Genomic DNA, 22,873 nt, shown 5'->3' with positions numbered 1-22,873 from the left:
CCGGATATCGGCGGCCATCTCAAAGATTAGCGGGAATTTCGGGCAGAACGGTCCGCAACTTTTAGTTGCGGGCCGTTCTAGTTTCAGCGAAACTTAAACTTCCAATATTCAAAAAATCATTTGGAGACAACGCATGACAGGCAATAAGAGCCCAAAGACAATTGCGACCATCAACTTCAAAGGCGGCGTTGGCAAAACCACAGTCACTTGGTGCCTCGCCGACACCCTAGCCACCTATTCAAATTCAAGCGTACTCATGTTCGACCTTGATGCGCAAATGTCTCTTACGCAGGCTGTGGGGCTCAACGAAGACAGCGGCTCTCTACACGCCGCGTTCGGCGGCTGGTATGACAAGAGCGTTGCCGACCGACGAACAATCTTCGATGCGATCGACCAATATACCAAACCGGGAGCGCATTTCGATTTTCCAATAGCATATGACTTCATCTATCAAATCGCAAAGAAGCTTCACTTCGTCCCTTCAGTGGAGGACCTATATTGGCTCGAACTCGAAGTATTCGATCGAGATCAAATGAAGGACTTCATGCGCAGGTTGCTCGGCAAGATCCATCATTCGAGCAAGGTTGCAGATTATGAATACGTTCTGTTTGATTGCCCACCCTCTTTCACATTGCTTTCATACAGTGTGCTATCGTGCTGCGACCTAGTTCTAATTCCCGTCAATCCCGACTTCTTTGCATCACGTGGCGTTAGCTTGCTATTGAATTCGCTTAAGATGCGGATAGAACCACACCCGACTCCTCAGATCGCTGTCTTTATGAACAAGACCAAGACGTGGGCTAATTCTCCAACAAAAGAAACGGCGTTCTACATGAGGCAAATTCAGCAGATTTGCGACCGCGCGACCAAGGATCACGGCATCCGAGCAGCCTTCTTTGATGATGCATGGGTCCGCGAGAGAGTCGGCATTAAGCGCGCTATCACAGGCGGCGGAGTGCCAACGGAGTTGGTTGGCGACTTTCAAAAGCTCTGGAGCGCATGCTTGGGGGTAATGAAGTGACAAATGAAACACCGTTTCGAACACCTGATGAAGAAGTCCAAAAATTGCTAGAGGAATGCGAAGAGCTCAAGAGAACGCTTAAGACAATTAGCTTCCAGCTCTCACGCATGGAAAATCGAGTAAAGGCTGCGTTTCCGGCGGCCGCTGCGAAGATTAAGGAACAGAGGACCGCTCAGTCCGCGCAGCGGAAGAGCACTCTTTCGACTGAACAAGCATTGGCAGAGTTCGACAATGTTGTGAGACTCGCCTCATCTGGTGCAACGTCTGAGGCTGAGACTTATCTTTCGCGCCGCCCTTCCGCCGACCTTCTCGCGATAGCCAAGGAGGTTGGCGTTACCTTCCCTAGCAACAAGCCTTCCGTTCGCGCGATGCTCGAAGCGATTCTTGGCAAAGTTCGTGAAAGCCTGCTTTTGTCACGTCACAGTCGCCGCGAATGAACAACTAGTTTGCGTAGCACACTAGTGAGGTAAACTTCATGCGGACTCGTGATTTGCCTGAAGCGCCTAATGTCCGCCTCCCCGACCAACTCCGTCCCAATCTCCGCCTCGTCTTCGTCGGCACCGCCGCCAGCACGCGCTCGGCCGCCGTCGGGCACTACTACGCCCATCCCGGCAACCGGTTCTGGCGCGCGATCCATGAGGCCGGCATCACGCCGCGGCGCTATCAGCCGGGCGAATTCGCCATGCTGCTCGAGCTCGGGATCGGCTTCACCGATCTCTCCAAGTCGGGCGCCGGGATGGATCACCAGATCGCGACTGAAACGATCGACGTGCCCGGCTTCAGGGCCAAGATCGAGAAGTACCGGCCGCGGACGATTGCGTTCACGAGCAAGAAAGCCGCGAGCTTGTTTTACGGGAGGCCGTCGAGCGGGATTGCGCTTGGGCGGCAGCAACGCGACGAGAAGCTTCCCGACGTGTTCGTGCTTCCCTCGCCGTCCGGCGCCGCGTCCGGGTATTGGACGCTGGAGCCGTGGCGAGAACTCGCGGCGTGGATCAGATCGTAGGGTGGATTAGCGCAGCGTAATCCACCGAGGTCTGTCCCCGCGGAGACAGAAGTGGTGGGTTACGCTGCGCTAACCCACCCTACGGCACGACGAGAGCATGCGCCCTAAAGATCGAAATTGGTCGGCAGCATGACCACGTCGCGAATGGTCATGCCGCGCGGCCGGGTCAGCATGAACATCACGACTTCAGCCACCTCGCTGGCCTCCAGCAGACTGCCCGTTTCCCTGGCTTCCTTCAGCTTCTCGGGCGGCCAGTCCGCGAGCAGTGAGGTAACGACCGGGCCGGGCGAGATCGAGCCCACGCGAATGCCGTGCTTGAAGACCTGGCGCCGCACCGTCTGGACGAAGCAGTTGATCGCCCATTTGGACGACGCATAGACCGGCTCCCAGGGCGTCGGAAAATGCGCCGCCAGCGAACTCGTGACGATGATGTCGCCGCTCCGGCGCGCGATCATGTGCGGCAGCACGTCGTGCACGTTCTTCATCACCACGTTGACATTCAGGTTCAGCATCCGGTCGATGGCCATATTGTCGGCATCGACCAGATCGCCACCGACATAGGTGCCCGCATTCGCATGCAGGATGTCGAGCTGGCCTGCCTTCTCCAGCACGCGCGGCAGCAACGATGCACAGTCCCTCGGATCCAGGAGGTCGACGACCAGCGGGATCACGGCGTCGCCATGCTTGTTGCTGAGCGCCTTCAGCGCGACCTCGTCGCGGTCGACCATCACCACGCGCGCGCCCGCGGCCAGCATTGCTTCAGTGCTCGCCAGCCCGATGCCCGACGCGGCTCCGGTCACGGCAGCAACCTTGCCTTCCAATTCGTTTCCCATGGGGTCACCATCCTGCTGATGGTCGGCAGTATAGCAATGCAAGGCGAATTGGCGATGCGGATCGTTGGCTTCGTAGGGTGGGCAAAGGCGCTCTTGCGCCGTGCCCACCATCTCTCCACAAATCCGGCAGCACGGTGGGCACGGCGCGCGAAGAGCACGCCTTTGCCTACCCTACGGCACCGTCCGTCCCTCACCCCGCATACGCCCTGTCCAGATCCGCGATCACGATCTTCCGCATCTCCATCATCGCCTGCATGACGCGGTTCGCTCTGGTGCGGTCGGGATCGCCGAGGTAGCGGCCGAGCGCCGACGGGATCACCTGCCAGGACAGTCCAAATTTGTCCTTGAGCCAGCCGCAGCGGGATTCCTCGCCGCCGTCGGCAGTGAGGCGGCTCCAGAAGTAGTCGACCTCGGCTTGCGTCTCCACGCTGATGAAGAACGAGACCGCCTCGGTGAAGCGGTATTGCGGCCCGCCGTTGAGCGCGTGGAAGCGCTGGCCTTCGAGTTCGAACACCGCCATGAAGTCGCTGACGGTCTCGACTTTTGCGTTGGGGAACACCGCCTTGTAGAAGGCGACGGCTTCCGGAACGTTGTTGTCGAACCAGAGAAACGGCGTGATTGACGTCATGAAATTGTATCCTTTCGTCTTGGACCGGACGCGTGACCATCGCTCCGAGGACGAGTGGCGGGACCATGTTCCGACACGGGCGCTGGTCTTTTTAAGGCGCCCCTGTCGGAACCCGAGCCGACCATTCGTCCTTTGAATGCAACGCCGATCACCCCGGAGCCGCCAGATGCCCACCATCACAGCCTTCGAAAACTCACCCGACCGCGGCAAGGGACAGGCCCGCGACATGCGGGTTCGCTGGGCGCTGGAGGAAGTGGGCCTGCCCTACGACGTCCGCCTCGTGTCGTTCGCGGCGATGAAAGACCCCGCCCATCTTGCGCTGCATCCTTTCGGGCAGATTCCGACCTATGAGGACGGCGATCTCGCTCTGTTCGAGTCGGGCGCGATCGTGCTCCATATCGCCGAACGCCATGATGGATTGTTGCCAAAGGATGCGGATGCGAGGAGCCGCGCGATCGCATGGATGTTTGCCGCGCTCAACACGCTGGAGCCGCCGATCGTCGAGTTCGGGATGACGATGCTGTTCGAGCGCGACAAGAGCTGGTACGAAGAGCGCCTGCCGGTCCTGAAGGATCGCGTCCGGATCAGGCTTGGCGAATTGTCCCATCGCCTCGGCGAGGCCGAGTGGCTCGACGGCGCGTTCAGCGCTGGCGATCTCATGATGGTGACGGTGCTGCGCCGGCTGAATGCATCTCGCCTGCTGGAGGAATATCCCGACCTCTCAGCCTACGTCGCCCGCGGCGAAGCGCGGCCTGCGTTCAGGCGGGCGTTCGATGCGCAACTGGCGGTGTTCACCGCCGCATCGACCGGCAAATAGAGGCCGCGCCTCTCACTGAAGCCGATACATCACGCCGAATTCATACATCGAACGGGTGACGCCGGGCGTCCTCCGATCGAATGACGCCGCGCACAATGCGCAGGACTGTTGCCAGCCCGTCACTCCGGCGATACGACTTGAGGTGGAAGAGCCTGATATCAACCGGCCCGCATCCCCAGAAAGGCACCGCCATGAGCGACGATCTCTCCGGCGTCTGGGATGGCAGCTACATTCAACCGGGCACCGGAATGGTTACCTTCACCGCAACTCTGGTCGAAACCGGCGGCGCGCTCAGCGGAAGCGTGACAGAGCCCTGCTCGAACCCGCGTTGCCCGCTGCGAACCCATAACGCCTCGATCGCGGGTCAGCGCTCCGGCAACGCGGTCTCGTTCGTCAAGCGCTACGAGCCGCCCGGCCACGGCTACGACACGGTCCATTACGAAGGCACGGTGAACGCCGAGGCGACCGAGATCGACGGGCGCTGGCGGCTGCCTGGCTCTTCCGGCGCATTCCTGATGATCCGCGCCAGCAAGGTCGCGCAAGCGGCCACGACGGAGCAACACGCCAAGGTGCCATCGCGCTGAAGGGAGCAACCATGCTGACGCTATATTCTTATCCGGAACTGTTCGGCGTCGCCGACAACAACGGCTACGGCCTCAAGGTCTACGCATTCCTGAAGCTCGCAGGCGTGCCGTTCGTGCACGAGCATCTCTTCGATGCCTCTGCCGCGCCGCGCGGGCAGCTGCCTTACGTCGTCGACGACGGCGAGACCATCGGCGACAGCGAGACCATCATTGCGCATGCGATCGCCAAATATCGCCTGAGCATCGATGCCGCGCTGTCGCAGGAGGCACGGCGGACCAATCATCTCGTCACCCGCATGCTGGACGATCTCTACTGGGTGATGTCGTATTCGCGATGGAAGGACGATCGCTTCTATCCGGCATTCCGCGACGCCTTCATCGCGCAACATCCGCAACTCGATGCCGAGGGACTGGAGAAGGCGAAGGCGTACAATTCGCAGCGCTACTATTTCCAGGGCATCGGCCGCTACACGCCCGAGCAGGCTTACGCGCGGGGCCTGGCCGATCTGGAAGTGCTGGCGGAGATCGTTCCCGCCGCGGGCTTCGTCCACGGCGCGGCGCCGACCAGCTGTGATGCCGGCATCTACGGCTTCATCGCCAACATCTATTATTTTCCGATCCCGACGCCGCTGAAGGCTTTTGTCGATGCGCACGCCAATCTCGTCGCGCATTGCGAGAGGATTCATGCGGCGGTGAGTTCGTAGGGTGGGCAAAGGCGCGCTCATTGCGCGCCGTGCCCACCATGCATCCGCATTTGCAGCACGAATGGTGGGCACGCTTCGCTTTGCCCACCCTACGCCTACACACCGCGCCCTACCGCATCGTGATCGCGAGCCCGCTCAGATCCGCATTCGCCATCAGGCCGGTCTGGTAGCCCGACAGCTCCAGCACCGCGCCCTTCTGGTTGGTCAGCACGATGGCGCGAGCGCCACGGCCGATGGCAAGGCCGGCACCGGCCGCGCCATAGACGCCGGCGACGTCGGAGGGGCGGTTGATGTTGGAGACCCGGCCACGCAGCACTGTCTTGGAGCCGCCGAACACGAGGCCGTAGTCGAGCCCGCCGGTCGAGAGCCCATAGGAGCGGCCGCGGAAGTTCAGCACGCCCGAGCCGCCCGAACCGCCGATGATCCAGCCCGCCTTGTAGATCGTCAGCACCACGGTGCCGCCGTCGGCCATCGCCGAGGTCGAAATGCCGGCCAGAGCGGCAATGGCGACCAGCGCGGCGCGGAAGGTGGTAGCGAGCTTCATGGGGCGTCTCCGGTGGCTATTTTTCAAGGGAGGATTCGAATCAGATGCAGCGAATGTATCCGATGGATCGCGGCGGCAACATGATGGAGCGTGAGGCCTGCGCGGTGCGCTCCCTCGCCCCGTTCTTACGGGGAGAGGGTTGGGGTGAGGGGCTGCTTCGGCATAAGCGGTAGGAGTTGGACTCGCGGAGAGTCCCCCTCACCCGCCGCGCTCAGGCGCGCAAGTGCGCTGCGCGCGTCGGCCTCTCCCCGCAAGCGGGGCGAGGCGAAGGAAGAGTCCGCGCAAACAAGCACCACCGCCATGATGCCATCCTGCCCCTGTTTTGCCCGACGGAGCGAATTGTTCGGCTATACCGAATTTGAAACACTCACGATTTCTACGGTGCATGGGGTTGTTTTCGCGTTTTTGTTTTACCCGCCTTCCCCAATGCCGATTGCAACTCCCCCGCATGTCGCTACGCTCGTGCGCGCGACGCGACCGTTCCATCCGAGGTGATCCCATGTCGATCCAGCATTTCGCACCCCCGCCGCACGTCAAGGCGCCGCCGCTGTCCTTTGCCACGCGCGTCGGCGATCTCCTGTTCGTCTCAGGCATTCCCGGCTTCGACGGCAATGGCGCGCTGCCGGACGGTTTCGAGGCGCAGTTCGCCAACGTCGCCGTCAACATCAAGCGCGTGCTGGACGAAGCCGGCGCGACGGTCCGCGATCTCGTCAAGGTCAACGTGCTGCTCACGCGCGCTTCCGACATCGCGGCGATGAATGCACTCTATGCCGGCGCGTTCGGCCCGCCGCCCTACCCGGCGCGCACCACCTGCGTGGTGCAGGCCCTGCCCGACCCGAAAATGCTGATCGAGATCGAGGCAATTGCATCGCTGGCGAAGTGAGCCACGCTTAGCGCATGTGTCTTGGCGTATGTGTCTTGGCGCATGTGTCTTGCCGGGCACTCGGCCGAACCAAGTGCACGGCTCCCTCTGACATATCCGTGAAACAGCTGGCCCTCGGCTTGCCAAGGGCTTGCTTTTACCGCACGAATTTTCGGGTCCCACTTCCCCACAAGGAGATTTTTCATGCGTCGCGTTCTCGCCCTCTGTGCCGTTGCCGGCATCGCCTCCTCCGTGTTTGCCGTGCCGGCGTCGGCAGCAGCAGGCTATTACGTGATCCGCTGGGACAACACCGGCATCTGCCAGGTCTGGAACGAGGACCTGAAATACAAGCCGTTCCAGTGGGGCGCGTCGACCTACAAGATCGTCAGCAAGCCGGTCCCGACCTTCACCGCGGCTTCGGATATCCAGATCAAGCTGCGCTCGGAGCGCCGCTGCACGCTCTGAGCGTCACCGACGAATTTGATTTTGAGGGCGGGCCGCGCGAGCGACCCGCCCTTTTCCTTTGCAGGCGCGCGCTGGTTTTTTCCGGCTCAAATGGCGCATTTCATGCGCGCACGCTTTGAACCTGATCAGCCGGCGGAGCTACTCACAACTTGTCCGGGGCGCATCCCCAAAAGCGCCCCACACCATGCCTCCCCGTCATTGTCGGGAGGTGCATCACATCTTTCATTTGAGGAGCTGATCATGCGTCGTATTTCCGTGCTGTGCGCTGCTGCGGGTCTTGCCGTCACTGCCTTCGTCGCCGCGAGCCCTGCCGAAGCCAGCTATCACCTGATCCGCTGGCAGGACACCGGCTTCTGCCAGATCTGGGACGAGAGCATCCCGACCGCGCCGTGGCCCTCCGACTACGCCCGCGTCAGCACGACGGTGCCGACCTTCGTCGACGCACTCGTGCTGAAGGATCACGCGTTGAAGAGCGGTCACTGCACCTGGTAGGATTTCGATCGGCGGATCGACGAGCGGGCAAGGGCGCGACGCGTTCTTGCTCGCTCTTTTTTGTCAGCACATGGCGGATCGGCGAGGCGCGGCGACAGCGCGCGCTCACGCGTCCTTGTGCGCGCCGGGATGGATCAGGATGTCGCGCGCGGCGGCGAGGTCGATGAAGGCTTGCGCGCTGCCGCCCTGGTCGGGATGCTTGCCCTTGGCGGCGCGGCGGTAGGCCTGGTTGATGTCGTCGCAGGTGAGCTGCACGGCGAGCGGCAGGCCGAGCATCCTGCGGGCACGATCTTCGCTCGAGAGCTGCTTCGGCATGGCGTTGCGGCGCCCGAAGCGCGGCGCTGTGAGATCATGGACGACCTCGAGGATCACGCCGACGCGGCGCTGGGCTGCCAGCGTGACGCTGTGATCGTCATTGTCCGCGGCCTGGCGCAGCACCGGAAGCGCCTGCTCGGCCGCCTGGCGCAGCGTGGCATCCGTGCTCATGCGCACGATCTCGGCGACGAGCCGGCCCGCCTCGGCCCAGTCGGCCGGCTGCGCCGACCGCAGGCGTTCGAGAGCGAGTTTCCAGGATTCAAGCCGTCCCATCATGCGCGCAACGTTTAGCAATGAAGATCAGTATGCCAAGGCGGCCGTTTCCGACCCCTTAATTTCGAGTTAGCCTTTCATGAAACTTCGAAACGAATCCGGGAGGAAATTGTCATGGCATTGCTCGCAAACCACATCGCCGTCGTCACGGGCGCCGGATCCGGCATCGGCCGGGCGATCGCGGCCGGCTACGCCCGCGAGGGCGCGCAAGTGGTGCTGCTCGACGTCAACGCCGACACGGTCGCGGAGGCCGCGCAGGAGATCCGCAAGGCCGGCGGCAAGGCCGAGAGCTTTGCGCTCGATGTGACGAAGCGTGACGAATGCTTTGCGCTCGCCAGGCAGGTCGCCGACAAGGTCGGGCAGGTCTCGATCCTCGTCAACAATGCCGGCATCACCCGCCGCAACGCCTTCACCGCGGACACGGAGACGGTGGCGAAGGACTGGAACGACATCATCTCGCTCAACCTCAACGGCGTCTTCAACGTGACGCAGGCGTTCCTCGCGCCGCTGCGGGCCGCCAAGGGCCGCATCGTCAACATCGGCTCGATCCAGTCCTTCGTGCATCTGCGCACGCCGAGCTCGGTGGCGTATACGACCTCGAAACACGGCGTGCTCGGCTTCACCAAGGCGCTCGCGGCCGAGCTCGGCAAGGAAGGCGTGCGCGTCAACGCGATCGGACCGGGCTTCATCGAGACCAACATCAACGCCAACGTGCGCGCGACGAATCCGGCGCTGGTGCAGGCCTTCGTCGATCACACCCCGCTGGCGCGCACCGGCAAGCCCGAGGACATCGTGGGCCCCGCGATCTTCCTGGCGTCGGATCTGTCGGCCTATGTCACGGGGACGATCGTGATGGTGGACGGCGGGTACCGGACGGTGTGAGCGGGCGCGCAAAATCGGCCCGCATCGCTATGCATCCCGTGCCAATCGCGGCACCTTCGCGGCAATCCCAAGGTCAATTGGTGCGATCGTCCGCGATTAACCACTCGTTAACCAAACCCGCCCACCGTAGATCTACGGCTAGGGGGCCGTTGGTTCTCGATCGCTTCCAAAGATGGAAGCGGGCGTTGATCGGGAGGTGTGTTGATGACCACTGTTCATGTCGCTGCGTCCGATCCGGGCGCGCAATTTCTTGCCCCTAACCAAATCGTTCCGCTGCTGATCGGCGCGACCGTCGACGAGGTCGAGCGCGAGCTCGTGCTCCAGACGCTCGCACGCTGCGACGGCAACCGCACGCGCGCATCGCGCGTGCTCGGCCTGTCGGTGCGCACGTTGCGCAACAAGATCAGGATCTATGCAGCGTCCGGCATCGACGTGCCCGCGTATCACGACTAGCACGCGGGCACGATTGGTGTTGATCAAGCCCGGCGCAAGGCGCCGGCGGAATTGCTGCTGTCGTCAAACGCCGCTAAGTAGCTTGCTTCCGGTCAAGGGAGCAGCGGCGTGGCAGACGAACAGAAACGGCAGGGACCGCAAGGTCCGCGCGGACGGCAGGGCGAACCGGGACGGCCAGGGCCGCAAGGGCATCCCGGCCGGCGCGGGCCGGATGGCCAGCGTGGCAAGCCGGGACCGCAAGGCAAGCCCGGGGCGGCCGGAAAGGCCGGAGCGCAAGGCAAGGCCGGCCTGCCGGGCAAGCCCGGCGAAGCCGGTGCTCGGGGCGCGGCCGGGCCGCAGGGGCCGCAAGGCCCACGCGGCGAGCCCGGACCGCCCGGCCAGCTGCCGTCGATCGAGCAGGTGCTGCCGTGGCTCGATCAACTCTTCGACGCCTGGGACGAGCGCCGCCGCCAGCGCGAGCGTGAAGCTGCCGAACGCGAGGCGCTGGAAGCCGCCGTGCATGAGGTTGAAGAGGCGATCGTCGATGACGAGGCCGACGACGGCGAAGGCGAAGGCGACGATCACCGGAAGAAGAAGAAAAAGAAGAAGCACGGCCACAAGGACTAGCCGGGCGGAAGTTGCTTCGACGCCTCGGAGGACTCATCCTTGCGCGGCAGCATGCCCATGCGCTCGAACTGCCAGCGCATGGCGCGGTACCAGAGATAGCCGACCAGCGTGCCGAGCAGCGTCAGGATGACGAGGTTGACGCTGCTGTAGGAGCCGCTCCACCACATCATCCATGCGGTCCACAGCACAGTGAAGGTGACGGCACCTGCTCTGAGAGGAATAAGGGGGCGGCTCATGGTCGTGCTCCGGGCTGTCAAAACCCCGGCGGACGTCATCGCAATTTGAGGCCGCTCTCACCGTGAGCCAGATCACGGAATGGACGCAGGACCGCCTAACCGAACCGCAGCCGCGAACGCTCCTTGGCCTTCTCCGCCTCGATCTCACGGTCCCGCGCCGGCGCATGGGTGTGCAGCGAAGTCAGGAGCTTTCGCGCAGCCGCCGACACTTCCGCGACCGCAAGCTCGAACGCCTCTTCATTGGCCTGCGACGGCTTGTTGAAACCGGAAAGCTTGCGCACGAACTGGAGCGCGCTGGCGTGGATCTCGTCCTCCGTCGCGGGCGGCTCGAAGTTGAACAGCGTCTTGATGTTGCGGCACATGCAGGCTCTCCCGTAGCGGTGTTCCCCTGAGGACGATCGGCGAGGCCGAAATCCTACATCCCGGGCGCAGCCGTGTCATAGGCAGGACCAGCCATATCTGATCCGCAATTATTCTCCTTGCGCGCCGCACCGTCGGGGAATGTTTTTCGGGGGGCGATGATGGGTCCGGTCTCGATCCTCCGTGACCAGCTGATAAGATCGCGTCCAACGCGGCCGCCAACCATGAGCCGCATGGGGAGAGAAACATGAAAACGTCTTGCGCAGCGCTAGCGGCCATCCTGCTGTCCATCGCAACGCCGGTTATGGCCGCCGATTATCCTGCGCCGAAGCAAGGCGACTGGATCGCCAAGGACTTCAAGTTGCACACCGGCGAGACCATGCCGGAATTGAAGCTGCACTACACCACTGTCGGCGAGCCCTCTGGCCAGCCCGTGCTGGTGCTGCACGGCACCGGCGGCTCGGGCGCGAGCATGCTCACGCCGGCCTTCGCCGGCGAGATGTTCGGTGCGGGACAGCCGCTCGATGCGTCCAAATATTACATCATCATCCCCGACGCGATCGGCCACGGCAAATCGTCAAAACCGTCCGACGGCATGAAGACGAGCTTCCCGAAGTACAATTACGACGACATGGTCGAGGCGCAGCATCGCCTCGTGAAGGAAGGCCTCGGCGTCAAGCATCTGCGGCTCGTGATCGGCAATTCGATGGGCGGCATGCAGACCTGGCTGTGGGGCGAGAAATATCCGCAGGAGATGGACGCGCTGGTGCCGATGGCCTCGCAGCCGACGGAGATGGCCTCACGCAACTGGATGATGCGGCGGATCATGCTCGACACCATCCGCAACGATCCCGACTACAATGGCGGCAATTACACCAGCCAGCCGCGCACGATGAAATACGCTATGACCGCCTACGGCATCGCCAGCATCGGCGGCACACTCGCCTATCAGCAGCAGGCGCCGACCGCGGCCAAGGCCGACAAGATCGTCGACGAGCGGCTGGCGACGCCGATCACGGCGGATGCCAACGACTTCCTCTACCAGTGGGGCTCCTCGCAAGACTACAATGCCGGCGACAAGCTGGAGCAGATCGAGGCGACGCTGCTGCTGATCAACTCCGCCGACGACGAGCGCAACCCGCCGGAGACCGGCATCACGGACGCCGCGATGAAGCGGGTCAAGAACGGCAAGCTGTATCTGATCCCCGCGAGCACCGAGACGCGTGGCCACGGCACCACCGGCAACGCGAAATTCTACGTCGAGCAGGTCAGGCAATTGCTGCAAACCGCGCCGCAGCGGACGATGTGAGCCGAGCAGCAAGACAGCATGTCGAACGCTCGCTTTCGCAAGGCTGCGCTCGCGCTTCCCGGCGTCATCGAGGGCGCACATCACGGCCATGCCGACTTTCGTGTCGGCAAGCGCGTGTTCGCGACGCTGGGCTATCCCGATGAAAAATGGGGCATGGTGAAGCTCACTCTCGATCAGCAGGCCGTGCTCATCGACGCGGAACCGGAGATGTTTCGTCCGGTCCCTGGCGCCTGGGGCAGGAGCGGCAGCACGAATGTGAAGCTGGCGAGGATCGATCAGGTCACGTTGCGGAGCGCACTCGAGATGGCATGGCGCAATGTCGCGCCGAAATCGCTGCTTGCATCGCTCGATACGCGATAGGAACGATCGTGCGCGCAGGTTCGCACTGTGCGTCTGGCTGGCCGCTTATACCGCAACGCATCATATGCGGCGCCTCTCGCGCCGCATATTATTTGAGCATGCATTGCGCTGACAGCTCGGGCTTAATCGCATCAACGATACGAATCGAACGCGACGCAATCGCGCGCAGTCGGCGCGCGACGCAGGGAGGAGTTCGCATGCACAGGCTCGCGCTGTGCGTTTGGCTGGCCGCGACGATGGCGCAGACGAGCGCCGCGTTCGCGTTCGACAACGGCCAATACGATCATGTGCCGCCCGACATCCGCGCCTGGTTCAAGAGCGTGATCGCACCGAACGGCGTGCCCTGCTGCGACATCTCCGACGGCCATCGCACCGACTACGATGTGCGAGGCGGCACCTATTGGGTACCGATCGAGGGACAGTGGATGGAGGTGCCCGAGCGCGCCATCATCCGCGATCGCGGCAATCCGGTCGGCCAGGCCGTTGGGTGGTACGTCCACCATCGCGGCGTCATCATCATCAGTTGCTTCGTGCCGGCCGATGCCGTGTAGGCCACTCAGGCCTTGAGGTCTCGCCTGGGCGAGGCCTCGACATATTCGATGTCATCGCCGAAATCGTCGAGCGCGGCACGAACGGATTTGGCGTCGGCCTCGGCGATGGTGAAGATCGCGGCCAGGTTTTGCCGCTTCTGTCCCGGAAACAGGCTCTCGGCGGCATAGCCGGCATCGCCGAGCGTCTTGATGATCTTGCGCCGCCGGCGCTGATCGACATGGTCGTGGAATTTGAATTGCACGGACATGATGCAAAGCTAGCCGCTCGCGGCACCCGATCAAGGGCGCAGAATCTATTTTTGTCCCTTTCTCGCCGGCTTCGCCTTTGTAGTTTTCTTGGCAGTTTTCTTGGCAGTTTTCCTGCCCGATTTCCTCGCCGGTTTCGCGCGGCCAAGCGCAGCGGCAACATCCAGCAGGCCGGCGCCGTATTCCGGCGTAAAATCCTTGCCTCGCATCGCCGGCAATTTGGTCGCAGTCGCGATCAGGCGCCTGGCGACCGCAAGTCCGGACGCCCTGGATTTTGCCTTGTTGATGTAGACGAGCGCAGCGGCGCCCGTCACATGCGGTGTTGCCATCGACGTCCCGGGCCAGGAATCGTAACTGGTATGGTCGGCGAAGCTTGCCTTCACCCGGGGCACCGTCGACAGGATGTTGACACCCGGCGCGACCAGCTTGATGTGCTTCCCCGTATTGGAGAACGAAGCGCGCCGATGGGACTCGTCGACGGCGCCAACTCCGATCGTGTCCACGTAGCCCGCCGGGTATTCCTTCGGATTGCCGTCCTCGAACTCGTTGCCCATCGCGGTTGAGATGACGACGCCGGCTTCGATCAGTTCGGCGAAGGCCGTCGCTTCCGTCTTTGAATGGTCCTCGCCGCCAATGCTGAGGTTGATGACCTTGATGTTGGAATCGAGCGCGGCCGCGAGCGCCTTGCTGTAGAAATCGAAGTTGAAATTCTCGTCGTCGCCTGCGCGCTTGGGATCGTCGAACACCTTCCAGCAGTGCAGCCGGCAATTGGCCAGGCCTGCGATACCGACCGAGTTATTGACCACGGCCGCGATCGTGCCGCTGACATGGGTGCCATGACCGAGAAAATCACGCGGTCCGTTGCCGTCGTGCCTGTAGTCCTCGATCGCGTCCACGAGATCGGGATGTCCGGCGTCGACACCGCTGTCGAGCACAGCGACATGAACCCGCCCCGCACCTGGCCGCGGTCGATCGAACCATCTGATGGCGCGAAGCCCCCACTGCCTGATCTTCATGGGATCGGCGGCGGCACTGAGCCACCGGTTGGGAACGGGCTCAACCAGATCCACCGCCCTGGAGGCACGCAGGCGCTTCAGGACGCCTGCATCTACCTTCCCGTCCTTCAACTGCACGATCTGAAATCCGGCCAGCGCCTCCCGCGGCGGCGCCGTTGCGGAGCGTGCTATCGAGCGATGAACCGCGGCCAAAGCCATCGCCTGGGGCTGCGCGGGTGCCTCATCGTCGCCGACCACGAACAGCGGCTTCATCGACTGAAGCCCGAAATTGTCGCGCAGGAAATCGATCGGACCTCTGACGTCATCGGGCATCGCAGCCATCAGCGCGCGTGACGTGGTCGCCTGAAGCGAGGCTGCCGCGATCTGCCGGACAGCGGCCGGCTTCAACCGAACGATCAATTGTCCCGGGACATGCTTGCGACGGCGTGGCCGATCGCCCGCCACCCGCATTGCCTGCGTTGGGGCCATGACGAATTCCTCGCTTGAAAAGCAACAAAGTACGACACCCGTTATAAGCGAAATTTCTGGTCTACGCCACCTGCGTCATGCCGTGGCTACACTGGGCCGCACCTGCTATTTCGGGGATAGCGGTCGAGCCGGAGAATGCTATCCTGTGCCCTCAATCAGGGAGACCTTCGTGACCGATCTCTGCGCCGAAGACCTCGCCACCATCTATGCCAAGCCGAGCCCACGCGTGATCGCAAAGGCGCGTCCCGCGATCGATGCGCATGCGAAGAAATTCATCGAGATGTCGCCGTTCTGCGTGCTCGCTACGTCAGGCGTCGACGGCAGCGTCGATGCATCGCCGCGCGGCGGAGGGGTTGGCTTCGTCCATGTCGCCGGCCCCAACCAGGTGCTGATGCCCGACCGTGCCGGCAACAACCGGATCGACAGTTTTCGCAACGTCGTCGAAGGCTCGGGCTTCGTGCATCTGCTGTTCTTCGTCCCCGGCATCGACGAGACGCTGCGCGTCGACGGACGCGGCACGCTCTCGGCCGATCCGGACCTGCTCGCATCGATGGTGGAATTCGGCAAGCCGCCGCGCGCGGTCCTGAACGTCGCGGTCAGCGAAGTCTATTTCCACTGCGGCAAGGCGCTGATGCGCTCGAAGCTGTGGTCACCCGAGAAGGTGCAGCGCTCGGTGATGCCCAGCATCGGCCAGGTCATTCACGACCAGACGGGCCTGGGGGAGCCGGAGAGCCAGGAGATCGTGGAAGAGCGCTACAAGACGCAGTTGTAGGTGAGAGCGTTCGCCGCTCAAAAGAACCGTCATGCCCGGGCTAGTCCCGCCTGCGCGGCCGAAGTCGCTTCGGCGAAGCGAAGGCCCGGGCATCCACGTCTTCGTCGCGCGGCCAAACGTGGATGGCCGGGACAAGCCCGGCCATGACGAAGGAGAGAGCCGGTGCCGGAGCTTAGTGCCCCTCGCCCTCGAGCCCGCCGACGTGCTTCTGCGTGTAGAGTTCGAGGCCGATGCGGCCGATCAGGTCGAGCTGGGTTTCGAGGAAATCGATGTGATGTTCCTCGTCGCTCATCAGCTTCTCGAACAGGTCACGGGTGACGTAGTCCTTGGCGCCGTTGCAATAGCCGGCGGCCTCCTGGTAGAGCGCCCGCGCACTCATCTCGGCGGCGAGATCGCACTCGATGATCTCCTTGACGTTCTGGCCGATGCGCAGGGGGTCGAGCACCTGCATGTTCGGGAAGCCGTCGAAGAACAGGATCCGCTCGGTGAGCTTGTCGGCGTGCTCCATCTCCTCGATGGACTCCTTGCGCCAGACCTTGGCCATATCCCGCAAGCCCCAATTGTCGAGGAAGCGGTAGTGCAGCCAGTATTGGTTGATTGCAGTCAGCTCGTGGCGCAGCGCCTTGTTGAGATAGTCGATGACTTTTGCGTCGCCCTGCATGATGCACTCCAAATCTTGCGTCCAAATCGGCCCTAACCGACTTTAGAACGCTTCTAAATCAGTTTAAGGACGAGAGCAACCGGCCACGGGGACGCAGCCGGGGAAAAGCTCAGTCGAAATTGCGGAAGTTTTCAGCAGGCCGCGAGGGCGAACCGAGGGAGTTCCGCCGTCTCGTCATTGGCGGCCACGGTGTGGCTGTGCGGGCAGCCCGAGCAGCAGGACTTGGCGCAGGGGCCAAGCGTTTCGTCGATGATGGTCTTGATGGTACGGGCGCAGCGGCCGCATTCGGCGCTACAGCCGAGGCATCCATAGACCTGCTTGGCATGACGTACGGCGTCGTCGGACTCGGCGACCGCGGCGCGGATGTCGTCATCGCTCAGCACGTTACAGGAACAAACGATCATGGAAGCGGCAGGCCCTTCGGTGATGCGTCATCATCGATATTTAAGGGGCCGTCCGGATGCAAAGGGAAAAACCGGTATTTGAAGCTATTCCAAACTAGCCCGGAAACAGCCTAGAACGGCTCTAAAATAGGGAGTTGCGCTGGATCAAGATCTTGGCGGACCTAGTCACCGCCACCGCCTCCACCACCATCGCCGCCACCTCCACAATCCCCGCCACTGCTACCGCTATCGCTGCTGGAACAGCTGTCGCTCGAGCTCCCCGAGCTGTCGCTGGAAAACCAACTCCCCAGCGAGAAGCCGTCGCTGGCCCCTGAATAGCCGTCGCCGCTACTCCTTCCGTCACTGCCGGCCCCCGCGCGCGAGCGCCGTCCGCGGTTCTGGAGATGGGCGAACCAGCCATAGCCGATCGCGAAAATGACCCCGGCAGCGATCAGAGTATTCATCATCGCGTTGCCCATCGTCGTCTCCCTCGCGGACCTGCGATCCATTAATTGGTCGCCCTCGGCGAAGGTGCCGTTCATTGATCATTCAAACGAAGTATGGAACTTTACCCCCCAAAGAGTTCCCACCTGTTCGTGCGAAAGGTCACGCCAATGAAGAAGTTCTTACTGACGGTCGCCGCCGTCGCCACCCTGGCCCTCACGGCCGGGACACCGGCCCACGCTCAGCGTGGTGTCGCCGCCGGCGTGGCCGCCGGGATCATCGGTGGCGCCATTGTCGGCGGCGCGCTGGCGTCTCCGTATTATTACGGACCCGGTCCGGGCTACTCCTATGGCCCCGGTTATTACCCGCCCCGCTACTACGCGCCGGGTCCCGGCTATGTCGCCGACGACTATTACGGCGACGGCTGCGTCTGGCAGCGGCAGCGCTTCTGGGATGGCTACGCCTGGCGCACCCGCCGCGTCAGAGTCTGTGGCTGAGGCGCGCTGAACCGGTTCATTACGGACGCGCCGTTCATCTCCGGGCCTGAAAAAGACCGCTTTTTCTCGTCACAGCTCCGTGCGCGTTTACCGTGGATTGACCAATTGCGCGCTTCCTAGCTGCACGGTCGATTTCATCAGAGTGTGCGTGAACCTTTGAAACCCGGGCGCTCCTAACAAGGGACGTCCATCTCCCAGGAGAGCCAAGAGCATGAAGAAGACTTTTGTTGCCGCCCTCACGGTTGCGACGATCGCCGGTTCGCTGGTGACCGCCACTCCGTCCGCGAAGGCCCATGACGGCGTCGGCGCCGGCATCGCAGCCGGCCTGATCGGTGGCGCCATCGTCGGCGGCGCCATCGCGTCGAGCCGTCCCGCCTATGGCGGACCGGTCTACATTGCCGAGCCCCCGCCGCCCGCGCCCTGCTACTGGCAGCGCCAGCGCTATTGGGACGGTTACGGCTGGGTCGTCCGCCCGGTTCGCGTTTGCTACTGATCTGATCGCAAGATCCGATCGCATGGCGCATCCGCGCCGCGATCGAAGCCCGGCCGAGCACCTCGGCCGGGCTTTTTTCTTTGGTGAAGAGTTGAGCCCGTTACCGCGCCGCCTGGATCGAGCGCAGCACCTCTTCGCTCGGCCAGCAATCGACCTTGATGCCTGCCGACTTCTGGTAGGCGCCGAGCGCCGCGCGCGTCTGCATCCCGGCCTTGCCGTCGATCTTGTCCTTGTAGAGCCCGACGCGCGTGAGCCCGCGCTGCATGGTCTCGACGTCCTTGGTGCGCAACTGCTTGGAGGCCGCCCATTGTGTCGCGAACGGCAGCGGGCGCGTCATGCGGTCGCCGAGATGGCCGACGAACAGCACGTAGAGGTCGGAGAAATTGTACTCCTTGATGACGAAGTAGTTCTTCGTCGTCAGGAACGACGGGCCGTAAATGCCTTCCGGCTGCAGCAGCGAGGCCGGCTGCGCCTGCTCGGCAGCGCTCAGCTTCTCGCCACGCACCGGCACAAAACCTTCGCGCAGCCACTGGCCGATCGGCTTCGTCACCTCGGGCACGCCGCTGGTGCAATCGACCTTGGCCGGCGCCTGCACCTCGTAAGCCCAGCGCACGCCGCTCTGCCAGCCCTTGTTGACGAGCTGTTGCGCGGCCGAGGCCAGTGCATCCGGCACCGAATGCCAGATGTCGATGCGGCCGTCGCCGTCGAAGTCGACACCGTGCTTGTAATATTCGGACGGCAGGAATTGCGTGAGTCCGGTGGCGCCCGCCCAGGACGAGCGCATGTCCTTGCGCGTCACCACGCCCTCGCCGAGGATCTTCAGCGAGAGGATGAACTCGTTGCGATAGGTATCCTTGCGACGCCCGACATAGGCCTGCGTCGCCAGCACGCGCACGAGGTCGTAAGGCAGCATGTAGCGGCCGTAATCGGTCTCGCGGCCCCAGATCGCGAGCATGATGGTGGCCGGCACGCCGGATTTCTTCTCGATCTCGGTCAGCGCCGGATGATATTTTTGCAGCAGCCGCTGCCCCTCGCCCGCAAGCCGTGCGATCGAGGCTTCCTTGACGTAGTCGGCCGGCACCTGCACGAACTCGGCCTGCGACGGTGCGCCGGTCGCGGGCCGCCCGGGCAGGATCAGGTCGGGCAGCTTGTAATCAGGCTCGAGCCCGCGCGTCTGCTCATCGAATGTCGCGCGCGACACGCCGGCGGCCTGCGCCTCCGGCCAGAGCGAGGCGATGAACTGCGTGAAGGCGGCGTCGGCAGCGCGGGCGGGCGACAGGCCGCAGATGATAGCGATCACCGCAGCTATGAGCGCCCGCCGCATCATGCCCTCATCACCGCGTCAGCTTCTTGTACATCACGCGGTGCGGAATGATGCTGTCCTGGCCGAGACGGCGCATCTTGTCCTTCTCGTAGTCCTGGAAGTTGCCTTCGAACCATTCGACGTGGCTCTCGCCTTCGAAGGCCAGGATGTGGGTCGCGATGCGGTCGAGGAACCAGCGGTCATGGCTGATGATGACGGCGCAGCCGGCAAAATCCTCCAGCGCCTCTTCGAGCGCGCGCAGCGTGTCGACGTCGAGATCGTTGGTCGGTTCGTCGAGCAGCAGGACGTTGGCGCCGGACTTCAGCATCTTGGCGAGATGCACGCGGTTGCGCTCACCGCCGGAGAGCGCACCGACCTTCTTCTGCTGGTCGGCGCCCTTGAAGTTGAACGACGAGCAATAGCCGCGCGAGTTCACTTCCTTCTTGCCGAGCAGGATCAGCTCGTTGCCGCCGGAAATCTCCTCCCACACGTTCTTGTTGCCGTCGAGCGCGTCGCGTGACTGGTCGACATAACCGAGATGCACGGTCTCGCCGACCGTGATGGTGCCCTTGTCTGGCGTTTCCTGCTTGGTGATCATCTTGAACAGCGTGGTCTTGCCGGCGCCGTTGGCGCCGATCACGCCGACGATGCCGCCTGGGGGCAGCTTGAAGGTAAGATCGTCGATCAGCAGGCGATCGCCATAGCCTTTGCTGAGCGTTTCGAAATCGACGACGTTGGCGCCGAGCCGCTCGGCAACTGGGATGATGATCTGCGCGGTCTGGGTCTGCTTCTCGCTCGCCTGCTTGAGCAGATCCTCGTAGCGCTGGTAGCGCGCCTTGGATTTGGCCTGGCGCGCCTTCGGCGAGGACGCGACCCATTCCTGCTCGCGGGCAATCGTCTTCTGATGCGCGGCGTCTTCACGGCCTTCCTGCTCGAGCCGCTTCTGCTTCTGCACCAGCCAGGACGAGTAGTTGCCCTCGTAGGGAATGCCCTTGCCGCGGTCGAGCTCGAGAATCCAGCTCGTGACGTTGTCGAGGAAGTAGCGGTCGTGGGTGACGATCAGGATCGCGCCGGGATAGTTGCGCAGATGACCTTCCAGCCACGACACCGACTCGGCGTCGAGGTGGTTGGTCGGTTCGTCGAGCAGCAACAATTCGGGCTGGTCGAGCAGCAGTTTGCACAGCGCGACGCGGCGGCGCTCACCGCCCGAGAGTTTCGTCACATCGGCATCGTCGGGCGGGCAGCGCAGCGCGTCCATCGCCTGGTCGACCTTGCTGTCGAGATCCCAGAGGCCCTGGGCCTCGATCTCGTCCTGCAGCTTGGTCATCTCGTCGGCGGTTTCTTCCGAATAGTTCATCGCCAGCTCGTTGTAGCGATCGAGGATGGCCTTCTGCTTGGCGACACCCAGCATGACGTTCTCGCGCGCGGAGAGCGCCGGATCGAGATGCGGTTCCTGCTCGAGATAGCCGACGCGGGCGCCCTGGGCGACCCAGGCCTCGCCGTTATACTCCTTGTCGAGGCCGGCCATGATCTTGAGCAGCGTCGACTTGCCCGAGCCGTTGACGCCGAGCACGCCGATCTTGGCGTCCGGGTAGAACGACAGATGAATGTTATCGAGCACCTTCCGGGTCGGGTAGCTCTTGGTCAGGCCCTGCATGAAATAGATGAACTGGCGCGCCATCGGTCCCGTGAAACCTTCGATTTGAGGAAATTTGCTTGCCGCCGATGTAACGATCCCGCCCCCAAAGGGCAATGTTTTCCCTCCGTTCACCACGGATCAATACGGAATGGACACCATCCGGCCGCCGATCCGGACAATTGAAACCATTTTTTAATAAAGTGGGCCAAAGCTCGTCATGGCGCCGAAAAAGACGCCACCCGCGGCAGAAGCGACGGGGAGAACAGCGAGGCCACATCATGGCTCTGATCGAGACCAATTCCATCGCCGTTCCGGCACGAGCCGGTAGCGCTTCCGGACTCGTCACGGAGATCAAGGGCTTCTGGAAGCGTTTCTTCGCCACCGCTTTCAACCCTTACCGCCCCGAGCTGCACTACATGCGTGGGCCCGGCCCCGCCTGGCGCGCCAAGCACGGCATGGATACGCCGTTCCGCCTCAAGCCCCGCGACCTCTGAGCCCTTCTCTCCTATCGGATCTCCTATCGGATTTTTGAACACGTCAGCTGCTTGCGCGCAGGCGTGATTGCGCGCAACCATGGCCAGGTTCCGACGATGGCGCTCCCCGCCTGGCGCCGTCACCTCTCGCCATGGATGAAAGCTGATGACGCGGCTGCGCTGTGCAATTCTCGACGACTATTTCAACCTCGCCCTCGACGTCGCCGACTGGCAAAAACTGTCCGACCGCGTCGACGTCACCGTGTTCAGCCATCCCTTTGCCTCGGAGCAGGCCGCGGCGAGCGCGCTGGCCGATTTCGAGATCATCTGCGCGATGCGCGAGCGCACGGCGTTCCCCAAGAGCCTGTTCGCGTCGCTGCCGAAGCTGAAGCTGCTTTTGACCTCCGGCATGCGCAACGCCTCGATCGACATGGAGGCTGCGAAGGCGCAAGGCGTTGCCATCGGCGGCACGCAATACTCCCGCGATCCGACCGCGCCGCTGACCATGGGCCTGATCCTCGAACTGACCCGCGGCATCGGCCGCGAGAATGCGCGCATGCATGCCGGCGAGCCCTGGCAGACCTTTGCCGGTGTCGAGATCGAGGGACTGACGCTGGGCGTCGTCGGGCTCGGCAAGCTCGGCAGCAAGATGGCGGGCATCGCGAAAGCATTCGGCATGAACGTGATCGCCTGGAGCCCGAACCTCACGCCGGAGAAATGCGCGGCGGCCGGCGTCGGCTACGCCACCAAGGAGGAGCTGTTCGCCAAGGCCGATATCATCACCATCCATGTGGTGCTGAGCGATCGTTCGCGCGGACTGGTCGGAGCTGCCGATCTCGCGCGCATGAAGCCGACGGCCTTCCTCGTCAACACCGCGCGCGGTCCGATCGTGGACGAGCAGGCGCTGCTGGAGGCCTTGCAGCAGCGGAAAATCGCGGGCGCCGGCATCGACGTGTTCTCGGTCGAGCCGCTGCCGGTCGACCATCCCTTCCGCAAGCTCGACAATCTCGTGCTGACGCCGCATCTCGGCTACGCCACCGAGGACGGCTTGCGCATCCATTACGGGCAGATGGTCGAGGCGATCGACGCCTTCACCGGGGGTCGCGAGCTGCCGCGCAAGCTGGCCTGAAACGAAAAGGGCGTGCCGACGGCACGCCCTTCGCGATTTGAGCTGTTTCGA

At 63.1% G+C, this 22,873-nt stretch carries 33 protein-coding genes; 20 read left to right on the top strand and 13 right to left on the bottom strand.

Going from position 1 to position 22,873, the window contains the following annotated elements; genetic code table 11:
* The first annotated feature begins 133 nt into the window (after positions 1-133).
* From ABIB95_RS12675 to ABIB95_RS12665, 3 genes are read left to right on the top strand one after another with little or no spacing between them, the layout of a single operon-like run.
* Positions 134-1,021: a ParA family protein gene (locus tag ABIB95_RS12675; RefSeq protein ID WP_354239703.1), complete on the top strand. Its 888-nt coding sequence runs from the start codon at positions 134-136 to the stop codon at positions 1,019-1,021.
* Positions 1,000-1,458: a hypothetical protein gene (locus ABIB95_RS12670; RefSeq protein ID WP_354239701.1), complete on the top strand. Its 459-nt coding sequence runs from the start codon at positions 1,000-1,002 to the stop codon at positions 1,456-1,458. The genes ABIB95_RS12675 and ABIB95_RS12670 overlap by 22 nt, the downstream gene beginning before the upstream one ends.
* Before the next feature lie 38 nt (positions 1,459-1,496).
* Complete coding sequence (locus ABIB95_RS12665; RefSeq protein WP_354239699.1) at positions 1,497-2,024, top strand: mismatch-specific DNA-glycosylase; 528 nt, start codon at positions 1,497-1,499, stop codon at positions 2,022-2,024.
* 104 nt (positions 2,025-2,128) lie between these two features.
* Here the strand turns inward: ABIB95_RS12665 and ABIB95_RS12660 are convergent, their stop codons facing one another.
* Positions 2,129-2,857: an SDR family oxidoreductase gene (locus tag ABIB95_RS12660; protein WP_354239697.1), complete on the bottom strand. Its 729-nt coding sequence runs from the start codon at positions 2,855-2,857 to the stop codon at positions 2,129-2,131.
* Positions 2,858-3,047: 190 nt separating this feature from the next.
* Complete coding sequence (locus ABIB95_RS12655; protein ID WP_354239695.1) at positions 3,048-3,485, bottom strand: VOC family protein; 438 nt, start codon at positions 3,483-3,485, stop codon at positions 3,048-3,050.
* Positions 3,486-3,651: 166 nt separating this feature from the next.
* Here ABIB95_RS12655 and ABIB95_RS12650 point away from each other — a divergent pair, with 166 nt between their 5' ends.
* From ABIB95_RS12650 to ABIB95_RS12640, 3 genes are all read left to right on the top strand, one after another.
* The gene (locus ABIB95_RS12650; protein ID WP_354239693.1) at positions 3,652-4,302 is read left to right on the top strand and encodes a glutathione S-transferase family protein; all 651 of its coding nucleotides are present in this window, start codon (positions 3,652-3,654) and stop codon (positions 4,300-4,302) included.
* A gap of 191 nt (positions 4,303-4,493) precedes the next feature.
* Positions 4,494-4,886 carry a hypothetical protein gene (locus tag ABIB95_RS12645; RefSeq protein ID WP_354239691.1) on the top strand — a complete coding sequence of 131 codons (393 nt, stop codon included), beginning with the start codon at positions 4,494-4,496 and terminating at the stop codon, positions 4,884-4,886.
* 11 nt (positions 4,887-4,897) lie between these two features.
* Positions 4,898-5,590 (top strand): glutathione S-transferase family protein, encoded by a 693-nt coding sequence (locus tag ABIB95_RS12640; RefSeq protein WP_354239689.1) that lies wholly within the window; start codon positions 4,898-4,900, stop codon positions 5,588-5,590.
* Between the two features lie 109 nt (positions 5,591-5,699).
* Here the strand turns inward: ABIB95_RS12640 and ABIB95_RS12635 are convergent, their stop codons facing one another.
* Entirely contained in the window at positions 5,700-6,134 is a 435-nt protein-coding gene (locus ABIB95_RS12635) for a hypothetical protein (protein WP_354176428.1), read from the bottom strand.
* A 499-nt stretch (positions 6,135-6,633) separates the two neighbouring features.
* On the opposite strand from ABIB95_RS12635, the gene ABIB95_RS12630 reads away from it, so the two are divergent.
* The 3 genes from ABIB95_RS12630 to ABIB95_RS12620 all read left to right on the top strand — a co-directional run bounded on the left by ABIB95_RS12630 (position 6,634) and on the right by ABIB95_RS12620 (position 7,953).
* Positions 6,634-7,017, top strand: coding sequence for a RidA family protein (locus tag ABIB95_RS12630; protein ID WP_354239687.1), 384 nt, complete (start codon positions 6,634-6,636; stop codon positions 7,015-7,017).
* Between the two features lie 183 nt (positions 7,018-7,200).
* Complete coding sequence (locus tag ABIB95_RS12625; RefSeq protein ID WP_354239685.1) at positions 7,201-7,461, top strand: hypothetical protein; 261 nt, start codon at positions 7,201-7,203, stop codon at positions 7,459-7,461.
* Positions 7,462-7,701: 240 nt separating this feature from the next.
* The gene (locus ABIB95_RS12620) at positions 7,702-7,953 is read left to right on the top strand and encodes a hypothetical protein (protein ID WP_085405155.1); all 252 of its coding nucleotides are present in this window, start codon (positions 7,702-7,704) and stop codon (positions 7,951-7,953) included.
* 105 nt (positions 7,954-8,058) lie between these two features.
* Here ABIB95_RS12620 and ABIB95_RS12615 read toward each other — a convergent pair whose 3' ends face one another.
* Entirely contained in the window at positions 8,059-8,544 is a 486-nt protein-coding gene (locus tag ABIB95_RS12615; protein ID WP_028156308.1) for a molecular chaperone DnaJ, read from the bottom strand.
* Between the two features lie 111 nt (positions 8,545-8,655).
* On the opposite strand from ABIB95_RS12615, the gene ABIB95_RS12610 reads away from it, so the two are divergent.
* The 3 genes from ABIB95_RS12610 (at position 8,656) to ABIB95_RS12600 (ending at position 10,482) form a co-directional block, all read left to right on the top strand.
* Positions 8,656-9,423, top strand: a complete 768-nt coding sequence (locus ABIB95_RS12610) for an SDR family NAD(P)-dependent oxidoreductase (RefSeq protein ID WP_354239683.1) — start codon at positions 8,656-8,658, stop codon at positions 9,421-9,423.
* Between the two features lie 204 nt (positions 9,424-9,627).
* Positions 9,628-9,876, top strand: coding sequence for a helix-turn-helix domain-containing protein (locus ABIB95_RS12605; RefSeq protein WP_071910270.1), 249 nt, complete (start codon positions 9,628-9,630; stop codon positions 9,874-9,876).
* 108 nt (positions 9,877-9,984) lie between these two features.
* The gene (locus tag ABIB95_RS12600) at positions 9,985-10,482 is read left to right on the top strand and encodes a collagen-like protein (protein WP_354239681.1); all 498 of its coding nucleotides are present in this window, start codon (positions 9,985-9,987) and stop codon (positions 10,480-10,482) included.
* On the opposite strand, the gene ABIB95_RS12595 is transcribed toward ABIB95_RS12600, so the two are convergent.
* The gene (locus tag ABIB95_RS12595) at positions 10,479-10,718 is read right to left on the bottom strand and encodes a hypothetical protein (protein ID WP_354239679.1); all 240 of its coding nucleotides are present in this window, start codon (positions 10,716-10,718) and stop codon (positions 10,479-10,481) included. The two genes, ABIB95_RS12600 and ABIB95_RS12595, sit on opposite strands and share 4 nt — an antisense overlap.
* Positions 10,719-10,813: 95 nt before the next feature.
* Positions 10,814-11,080: a DUF2277 domain-containing protein gene (locus ABIB95_RS12590; RefSeq protein WP_028152312.1), complete on the bottom strand. Its 267-nt coding sequence runs from the start codon at positions 11,078-11,080 to the stop codon at positions 10,814-10,816.
* Positions 11,081-11,325: 245 nt separating this feature from the next.
* Here ABIB95_RS12590 and ABIB95_RS12585 point away from each other — a divergent pair, with 245 nt between their 5' ends.
* The 3 genes from ABIB95_RS12585 to ABIB95_RS12575 all read left to right on the top strand — a co-directional run bounded on the left by ABIB95_RS12585 (position 11,326) and on the right by ABIB95_RS12575 (position 13,298).
* The gene (locus tag ABIB95_RS12585) at positions 11,326-12,387 is read left to right on the top strand and encodes an alpha/beta fold hydrolase (RefSeq protein WP_354239676.1); all 1,062 of its coding nucleotides are present in this window, start codon (positions 11,326-11,328) and stop codon (positions 12,385-12,387) included.
* An 18-nt stretch (positions 12,388-12,405) separates the two neighbouring features.
* Positions 12,406-12,747: an MmcQ/YjbR family DNA-binding protein gene (locus tag ABIB95_RS12580; RefSeq protein ID WP_354239674.1), complete on the top strand. Its 342-nt coding sequence runs from the start codon at positions 12,406-12,408 to the stop codon at positions 12,745-12,747.
* 197 nt (positions 12,748-12,944) lie between these two features.
* Positions 12,945-13,298 (top strand): hypothetical protein, encoded by a 354-nt coding sequence (locus ABIB95_RS12575; RefSeq protein WP_354239672.1) that lies wholly within the window; start codon positions 12,945-12,947, stop codon positions 13,296-13,298.
* A 5-nt stretch (positions 13,299-13,303) separates the two neighbouring features.
* Here the strand turns inward: ABIB95_RS12575 and ABIB95_RS12570 are convergent, their stop codons facing one another.
* Positions 13,304-13,546 carry a hypothetical protein gene (locus ABIB95_RS12570; protein ID WP_208088360.1) on the bottom strand — a complete coding sequence of 81 codons (243 nt, stop codon included), beginning with the start codon at positions 13,544-13,546 and terminating at the stop codon, positions 13,304-13,306.
* 45 nt (positions 13,547-13,591) lie between these two features.
* Positions 13,592-15,028 (bottom strand): S8 family peptidase, encoded by a 1,437-nt coding sequence (locus tag ABIB95_RS12565; RefSeq protein WP_354239670.1) that lies wholly within the window; start codon positions 15,026-15,028, stop codon positions 13,592-13,594.
* Positions 15,029-15,197: 169 nt separating this feature from the next.
* Between ABIB95_RS12565 and ABIB95_RS12560 the strand changes: the two genes are divergently transcribed.
* A complete protein-coding gene (locus ABIB95_RS12560; protein ID WP_354239668.1) occupies positions 15,198-15,800 on the top strand; it encodes a pyridoxamine 5'-phosphate oxidase family protein in 603 nt (200 codons plus the stop codon).
* A 172-nt stretch (positions 15,801-15,972) separates the two neighbouring features.
* Here ABIB95_RS12560 and bfr read toward each other — a convergent pair whose 3' ends face one another.
* From bfr to ABIB95_RS12545, 3 genes are all read right to left on the bottom strand, one after another.
* Entirely contained in the window at positions 15,973-16,461 is a 489-nt protein-coding gene (gene bfr, locus ABIB95_RS12555; RefSeq protein ID WP_014492874.1) for a bacterioferritin, read from the bottom strand.
* A 131-nt stretch (positions 16,462-16,592) separates the two neighbouring features.
* Positions 16,593-16,865, bottom strand: a complete 273-nt coding sequence (locus ABIB95_RS12550) for a (2Fe-2S)-binding protein (RefSeq protein WP_063981474.1) — start codon at positions 16,863-16,865, stop codon at positions 16,593-16,595.
* Positions 16,866-17,026: 161 nt separating this feature from the next.
* Entirely contained in the window at positions 17,027-17,323 is a 297-nt protein-coding gene (locus ABIB95_RS12545) for a hypothetical protein (RefSeq protein ID WP_354239745.1), read from the bottom strand.
* Between the two features lie 135 nt (positions 17,324-17,458).
* Between ABIB95_RS12545 and ABIB95_RS12540 the strand changes: the two genes are divergently transcribed.
* Together ABIB95_RS12540 and ABIB95_RS12535 are read left to right on the top strand one after the other, a co-directional pair.
* A complete protein-coding gene (locus ABIB95_RS12540) occupies positions 17,459-17,785 on the top strand; it encodes a hypothetical protein (protein ID WP_063981473.1) in 327 nt (108 codons plus the stop codon).
* Between the two features lie 211 nt (positions 17,786-17,996).
* Positions 17,997-18,278, top strand: coding sequence for a hypothetical protein (locus ABIB95_RS12535; protein ID WP_071910256.1), 282 nt, complete (start codon positions 17,997-17,999; stop codon positions 18,276-18,278).
* 100 nt (positions 18,279-18,378) lie between these two features.
* Here ABIB95_RS12535 and ABIB95_RS12530 read toward each other — a convergent pair whose 3' ends face one another.
* Both ABIB95_RS12530 and ettA read right to left on the bottom strand, forming a co-directional pair.
* The gene (locus ABIB95_RS12530) at positions 18,379-19,605 is read right to left on the bottom strand and encodes a lytic murein transglycosylase (RefSeq protein ID WP_354239666.1); all 1,227 of its coding nucleotides are present in this window, start codon (positions 19,603-19,605) and stop codon (positions 18,379-18,381) included.
* A gap of 7 nt (positions 19,606-19,612) precedes the next feature.
* Complete coding sequence (gene ettA / locus ABIB95_RS12525) at positions 19,613-21,262, bottom strand: energy-dependent translational throttle protein EttA (RefSeq protein WP_354239664.1); 1,650 nt, start codon at positions 21,260-21,262, stop codon at positions 19,613-19,615.
* 236 nt (positions 21,263-21,498) lie between these two features.
* Between ettA and ABIB95_RS12520 the strand changes: the two genes are divergently transcribed.
* Together ABIB95_RS12520 and ABIB95_RS12515 are read left to right on the top strand one after the other, a co-directional pair.
* Positions 21,499-21,714, top strand: a complete 216-nt coding sequence (locus tag ABIB95_RS12520; RefSeq protein WP_028152324.1) for a hypothetical protein — start codon at positions 21,499-21,501, stop codon at positions 21,712-21,714.
* A gap of 145 nt (positions 21,715-21,859) precedes the next feature.
* Positions 21,860-22,822 carry a D-2-hydroxyacid dehydrogenase family protein gene (locus ABIB95_RS12515; protein ID WP_354239662.1) on the top strand — a complete coding sequence of 321 codons (963 nt, stop codon included), beginning with the start codon at positions 21,860-21,862 and terminating at the stop codon, positions 22,820-22,822.
* Positions 22,823-22,873 lie beyond the last annotated feature (51 nt).

The sequence above is a fragment of the Bradyrhizobium sp. LA2.1 genome (genome assembly GCF_040547725.1).
GTDB classification, from domain to species: Bacteria; Pseudomonadota; Alphaproteobacteria; order Rhizobiales; family Xanthobacteraceae; genus Bradyrhizobium; species Bradyrhizobium barranii.
This window is presented reverse-complemented; position numbering and strand designations above follow the sequence as displayed.

Bases quoted from the DNA above. Each gene is read 5' to 3' on its own strand.
- ABIB95_RS12675 (WP_354239703.1), top strand. From the start codon at position 134: ATGACAGGCAATAAGAGCCCAAAGACAATTGCGACCATCAACTTCAAA.
- ABIB95_RS12670 (WP_354239701.1), top strand. From the start codon at position 1,000: ATGCTTGGGGGTAATGAAGTGACAAATGAAACACCGTTTCGAACACCT.
- ABIB95_RS12665 (WP_354239699.1), top strand. From the start codon at position 1,497: ATGCGGACTCGTGATTTGCCTGAAGCGCCTAATGTCCGCCTCCCCGAC.
- ABIB95_RS12660 (WP_354239697.1), bottom strand. From the start codon at position 2,857: ATGGGAAACGAATTGGAAGGCAAGGTTGCTGCCGTGACCGGAGCCGCG.
- ABIB95_RS12655 (WP_354239695.1), bottom strand. From the start codon at position 3,485: ATGACGTCAATCACGCCGTTTCTCTGGTTCGACAACAACGTTCCGGAA.
- ABIB95_RS12650 (WP_354239693.1), top strand. From the start codon at position 3,652: ATGCCCACCATCACAGCCTTCGAAAACTCACCCGACCGCGGCAAGGGA.
- ABIB95_RS12645 (WP_354239691.1), top strand. From the start codon at position 4,494: ATGAGCGACGATCTCTCCGGCGTCTGGGATGGCAGCTACATTCAACCG.
- ABIB95_RS12640 (WP_354239689.1), top strand. From the start codon at position 4,898: ATGCTGACGCTATATTCTTATCCGGAACTGTTCGGCGTCGCCGACAAC.
- ABIB95_RS12635 (WP_354176428.1), bottom strand. From the start codon at position 6,134: ATGAAGCTCGCTACCACCTTCCGCGCCGCGCTGGTCGCCATTGCCGCT.
- ABIB95_RS12630 (WP_354239687.1), top strand. From the start codon at position 6,634: ATGTCGATCCAGCATTTCGCACCCCCGCCGCACGTCAAGGCGCCGCCG.
- ABIB95_RS12625 (WP_354239685.1), top strand. From the start codon at position 7,201: ATGCGTCGCGTTCTCGCCCTCTGTGCCGTTGCCGGCATCGCCTCCTCC.
- ABIB95_RS12620 (WP_085405155.1), top strand. From the start codon at position 7,702: ATGCGTCGTATTTCCGTGCTGTGCGCTGCTGCGGGTCTTGCCGTCACT.
- ABIB95_RS12615 (WP_028156308.1), bottom strand. From the start codon at position 8,544: ATGATGGGACGGCTTGAATCCTGGAAACTCGCTCTCGAACGCCTGCGG.
- ABIB95_RS12610 (WP_354239683.1), top strand. From the start codon at position 8,656: ATGGCATTGCTCGCAAACCACATCGCCGTCGTCACGGGCGCCGGATCC.
- ABIB95_RS12605 (WP_071910270.1), top strand. From the start codon at position 9,628: ATGACCACTGTTCATGTCGCTGCGTCCGATCCGGGCGCGCAATTTCTT.
- ABIB95_RS12595 (WP_354239679.1), bottom strand. From the start codon at position 10,718: ATGAGCCGCCCCCTTATTCCTCTCAGAGCAGGTGCCGTCACCTTCACT.
- ABIB95_RS12590 (WP_028152312.1), bottom strand. From the start codon at position 11,080: ATGTGCCGCAACATCAAGACGCTGTTCAACTTCGAGCCGCCCGCGACG.
- ABIB95_RS12585 (WP_354239676.1), top strand. From the start codon at position 11,326: ATGAAAACGTCTTGCGCAGCGCTAGCGGCCATCCTGCTGTCCATCGCA.
- ABIB95_RS12580 (WP_354239674.1), top strand. From the start codon at position 12,406: ATGTCGAACGCTCGCTTTCGCAAGGCTGCGCTCGCGCTTCCCGGCGTC.
- ABIB95_RS12575 (WP_354239672.1), top strand. From the start codon at position 12,945: ATGCACAGGCTCGCGCTGTGCGTTTGGCTGGCCGCGACGATGGCGCAG.
- ABIB95_RS12570 (WP_208088360.1), bottom strand. From the start codon at position 13,546: ATGTCCGTGCAATTCAAATTCCACGACCATGTCGATCAGCGCCGGCGG.
- ABIB95_RS12565 (WP_354239670.1), bottom strand. From the start codon at position 15,028: ATGGCCCCAACGCAGGCAATGCGGGTGGCGGGCGATCGGCCACGCCGT.
- bfr (WP_014492874.1), bottom strand. From the start codon at position 16,461: ATGCAGGGCGACGCAAAAGTCATCGACTATCTCAACAAGGCGCTGCGC.
- ABIB95_RS12550 (WP_063981474.1), bottom strand. From the start codon at position 16,865: ATGATCGTTTGTTCCTGTAACGTGCTGAGCGATGACGACATCCGCGCC.
- ABIB95_RS12545 (WP_354239745.1), bottom strand. From the start codon at position 17,323: ATGGGCAACGCGATGATGAATACTCTGATCGCTGCCGGGGTCATTTTC.
- ABIB95_RS12540 (WP_063981473.1), top strand. From the start codon at position 17,459: ATGAAGAAGTTCTTACTGACGGTCGCCGCCGTCGCCACCCTGGCCCTC.
- ABIB95_RS12535 (WP_071910256.1), top strand. From the start codon at position 17,997: ATGAAGAAGACTTTTGTTGCCGCCCTCACGGTTGCGACGATCGCCGGT.
- ABIB95_RS12530 (WP_354239666.1), bottom strand. From the start codon at position 19,605: ATGATGCGGCGGGCGCTCATAGCTGCGGTGATCGCTATCATCTGCGGC.
- ettA (WP_354239664.1), bottom strand. From the start codon at position 21,262: ATGGCGCGCCAGTTCATCTATTTCATGCAGGGCCTGACCAAGAGCTAC.
- ABIB95_RS12520 (WP_028152324.1), top strand. From the start codon at position 21,499: ATGGCTCTGATCGAGACCAATTCCATCGCCGTTCCGGCACGAGCCGGT.
- ABIB95_RS12515 (WP_354239662.1), top strand. From the start codon at position 21,860: ATGACGCGGCTGCGCTGTGCAATTCTCGACGACTATTTCAACCTCGCC.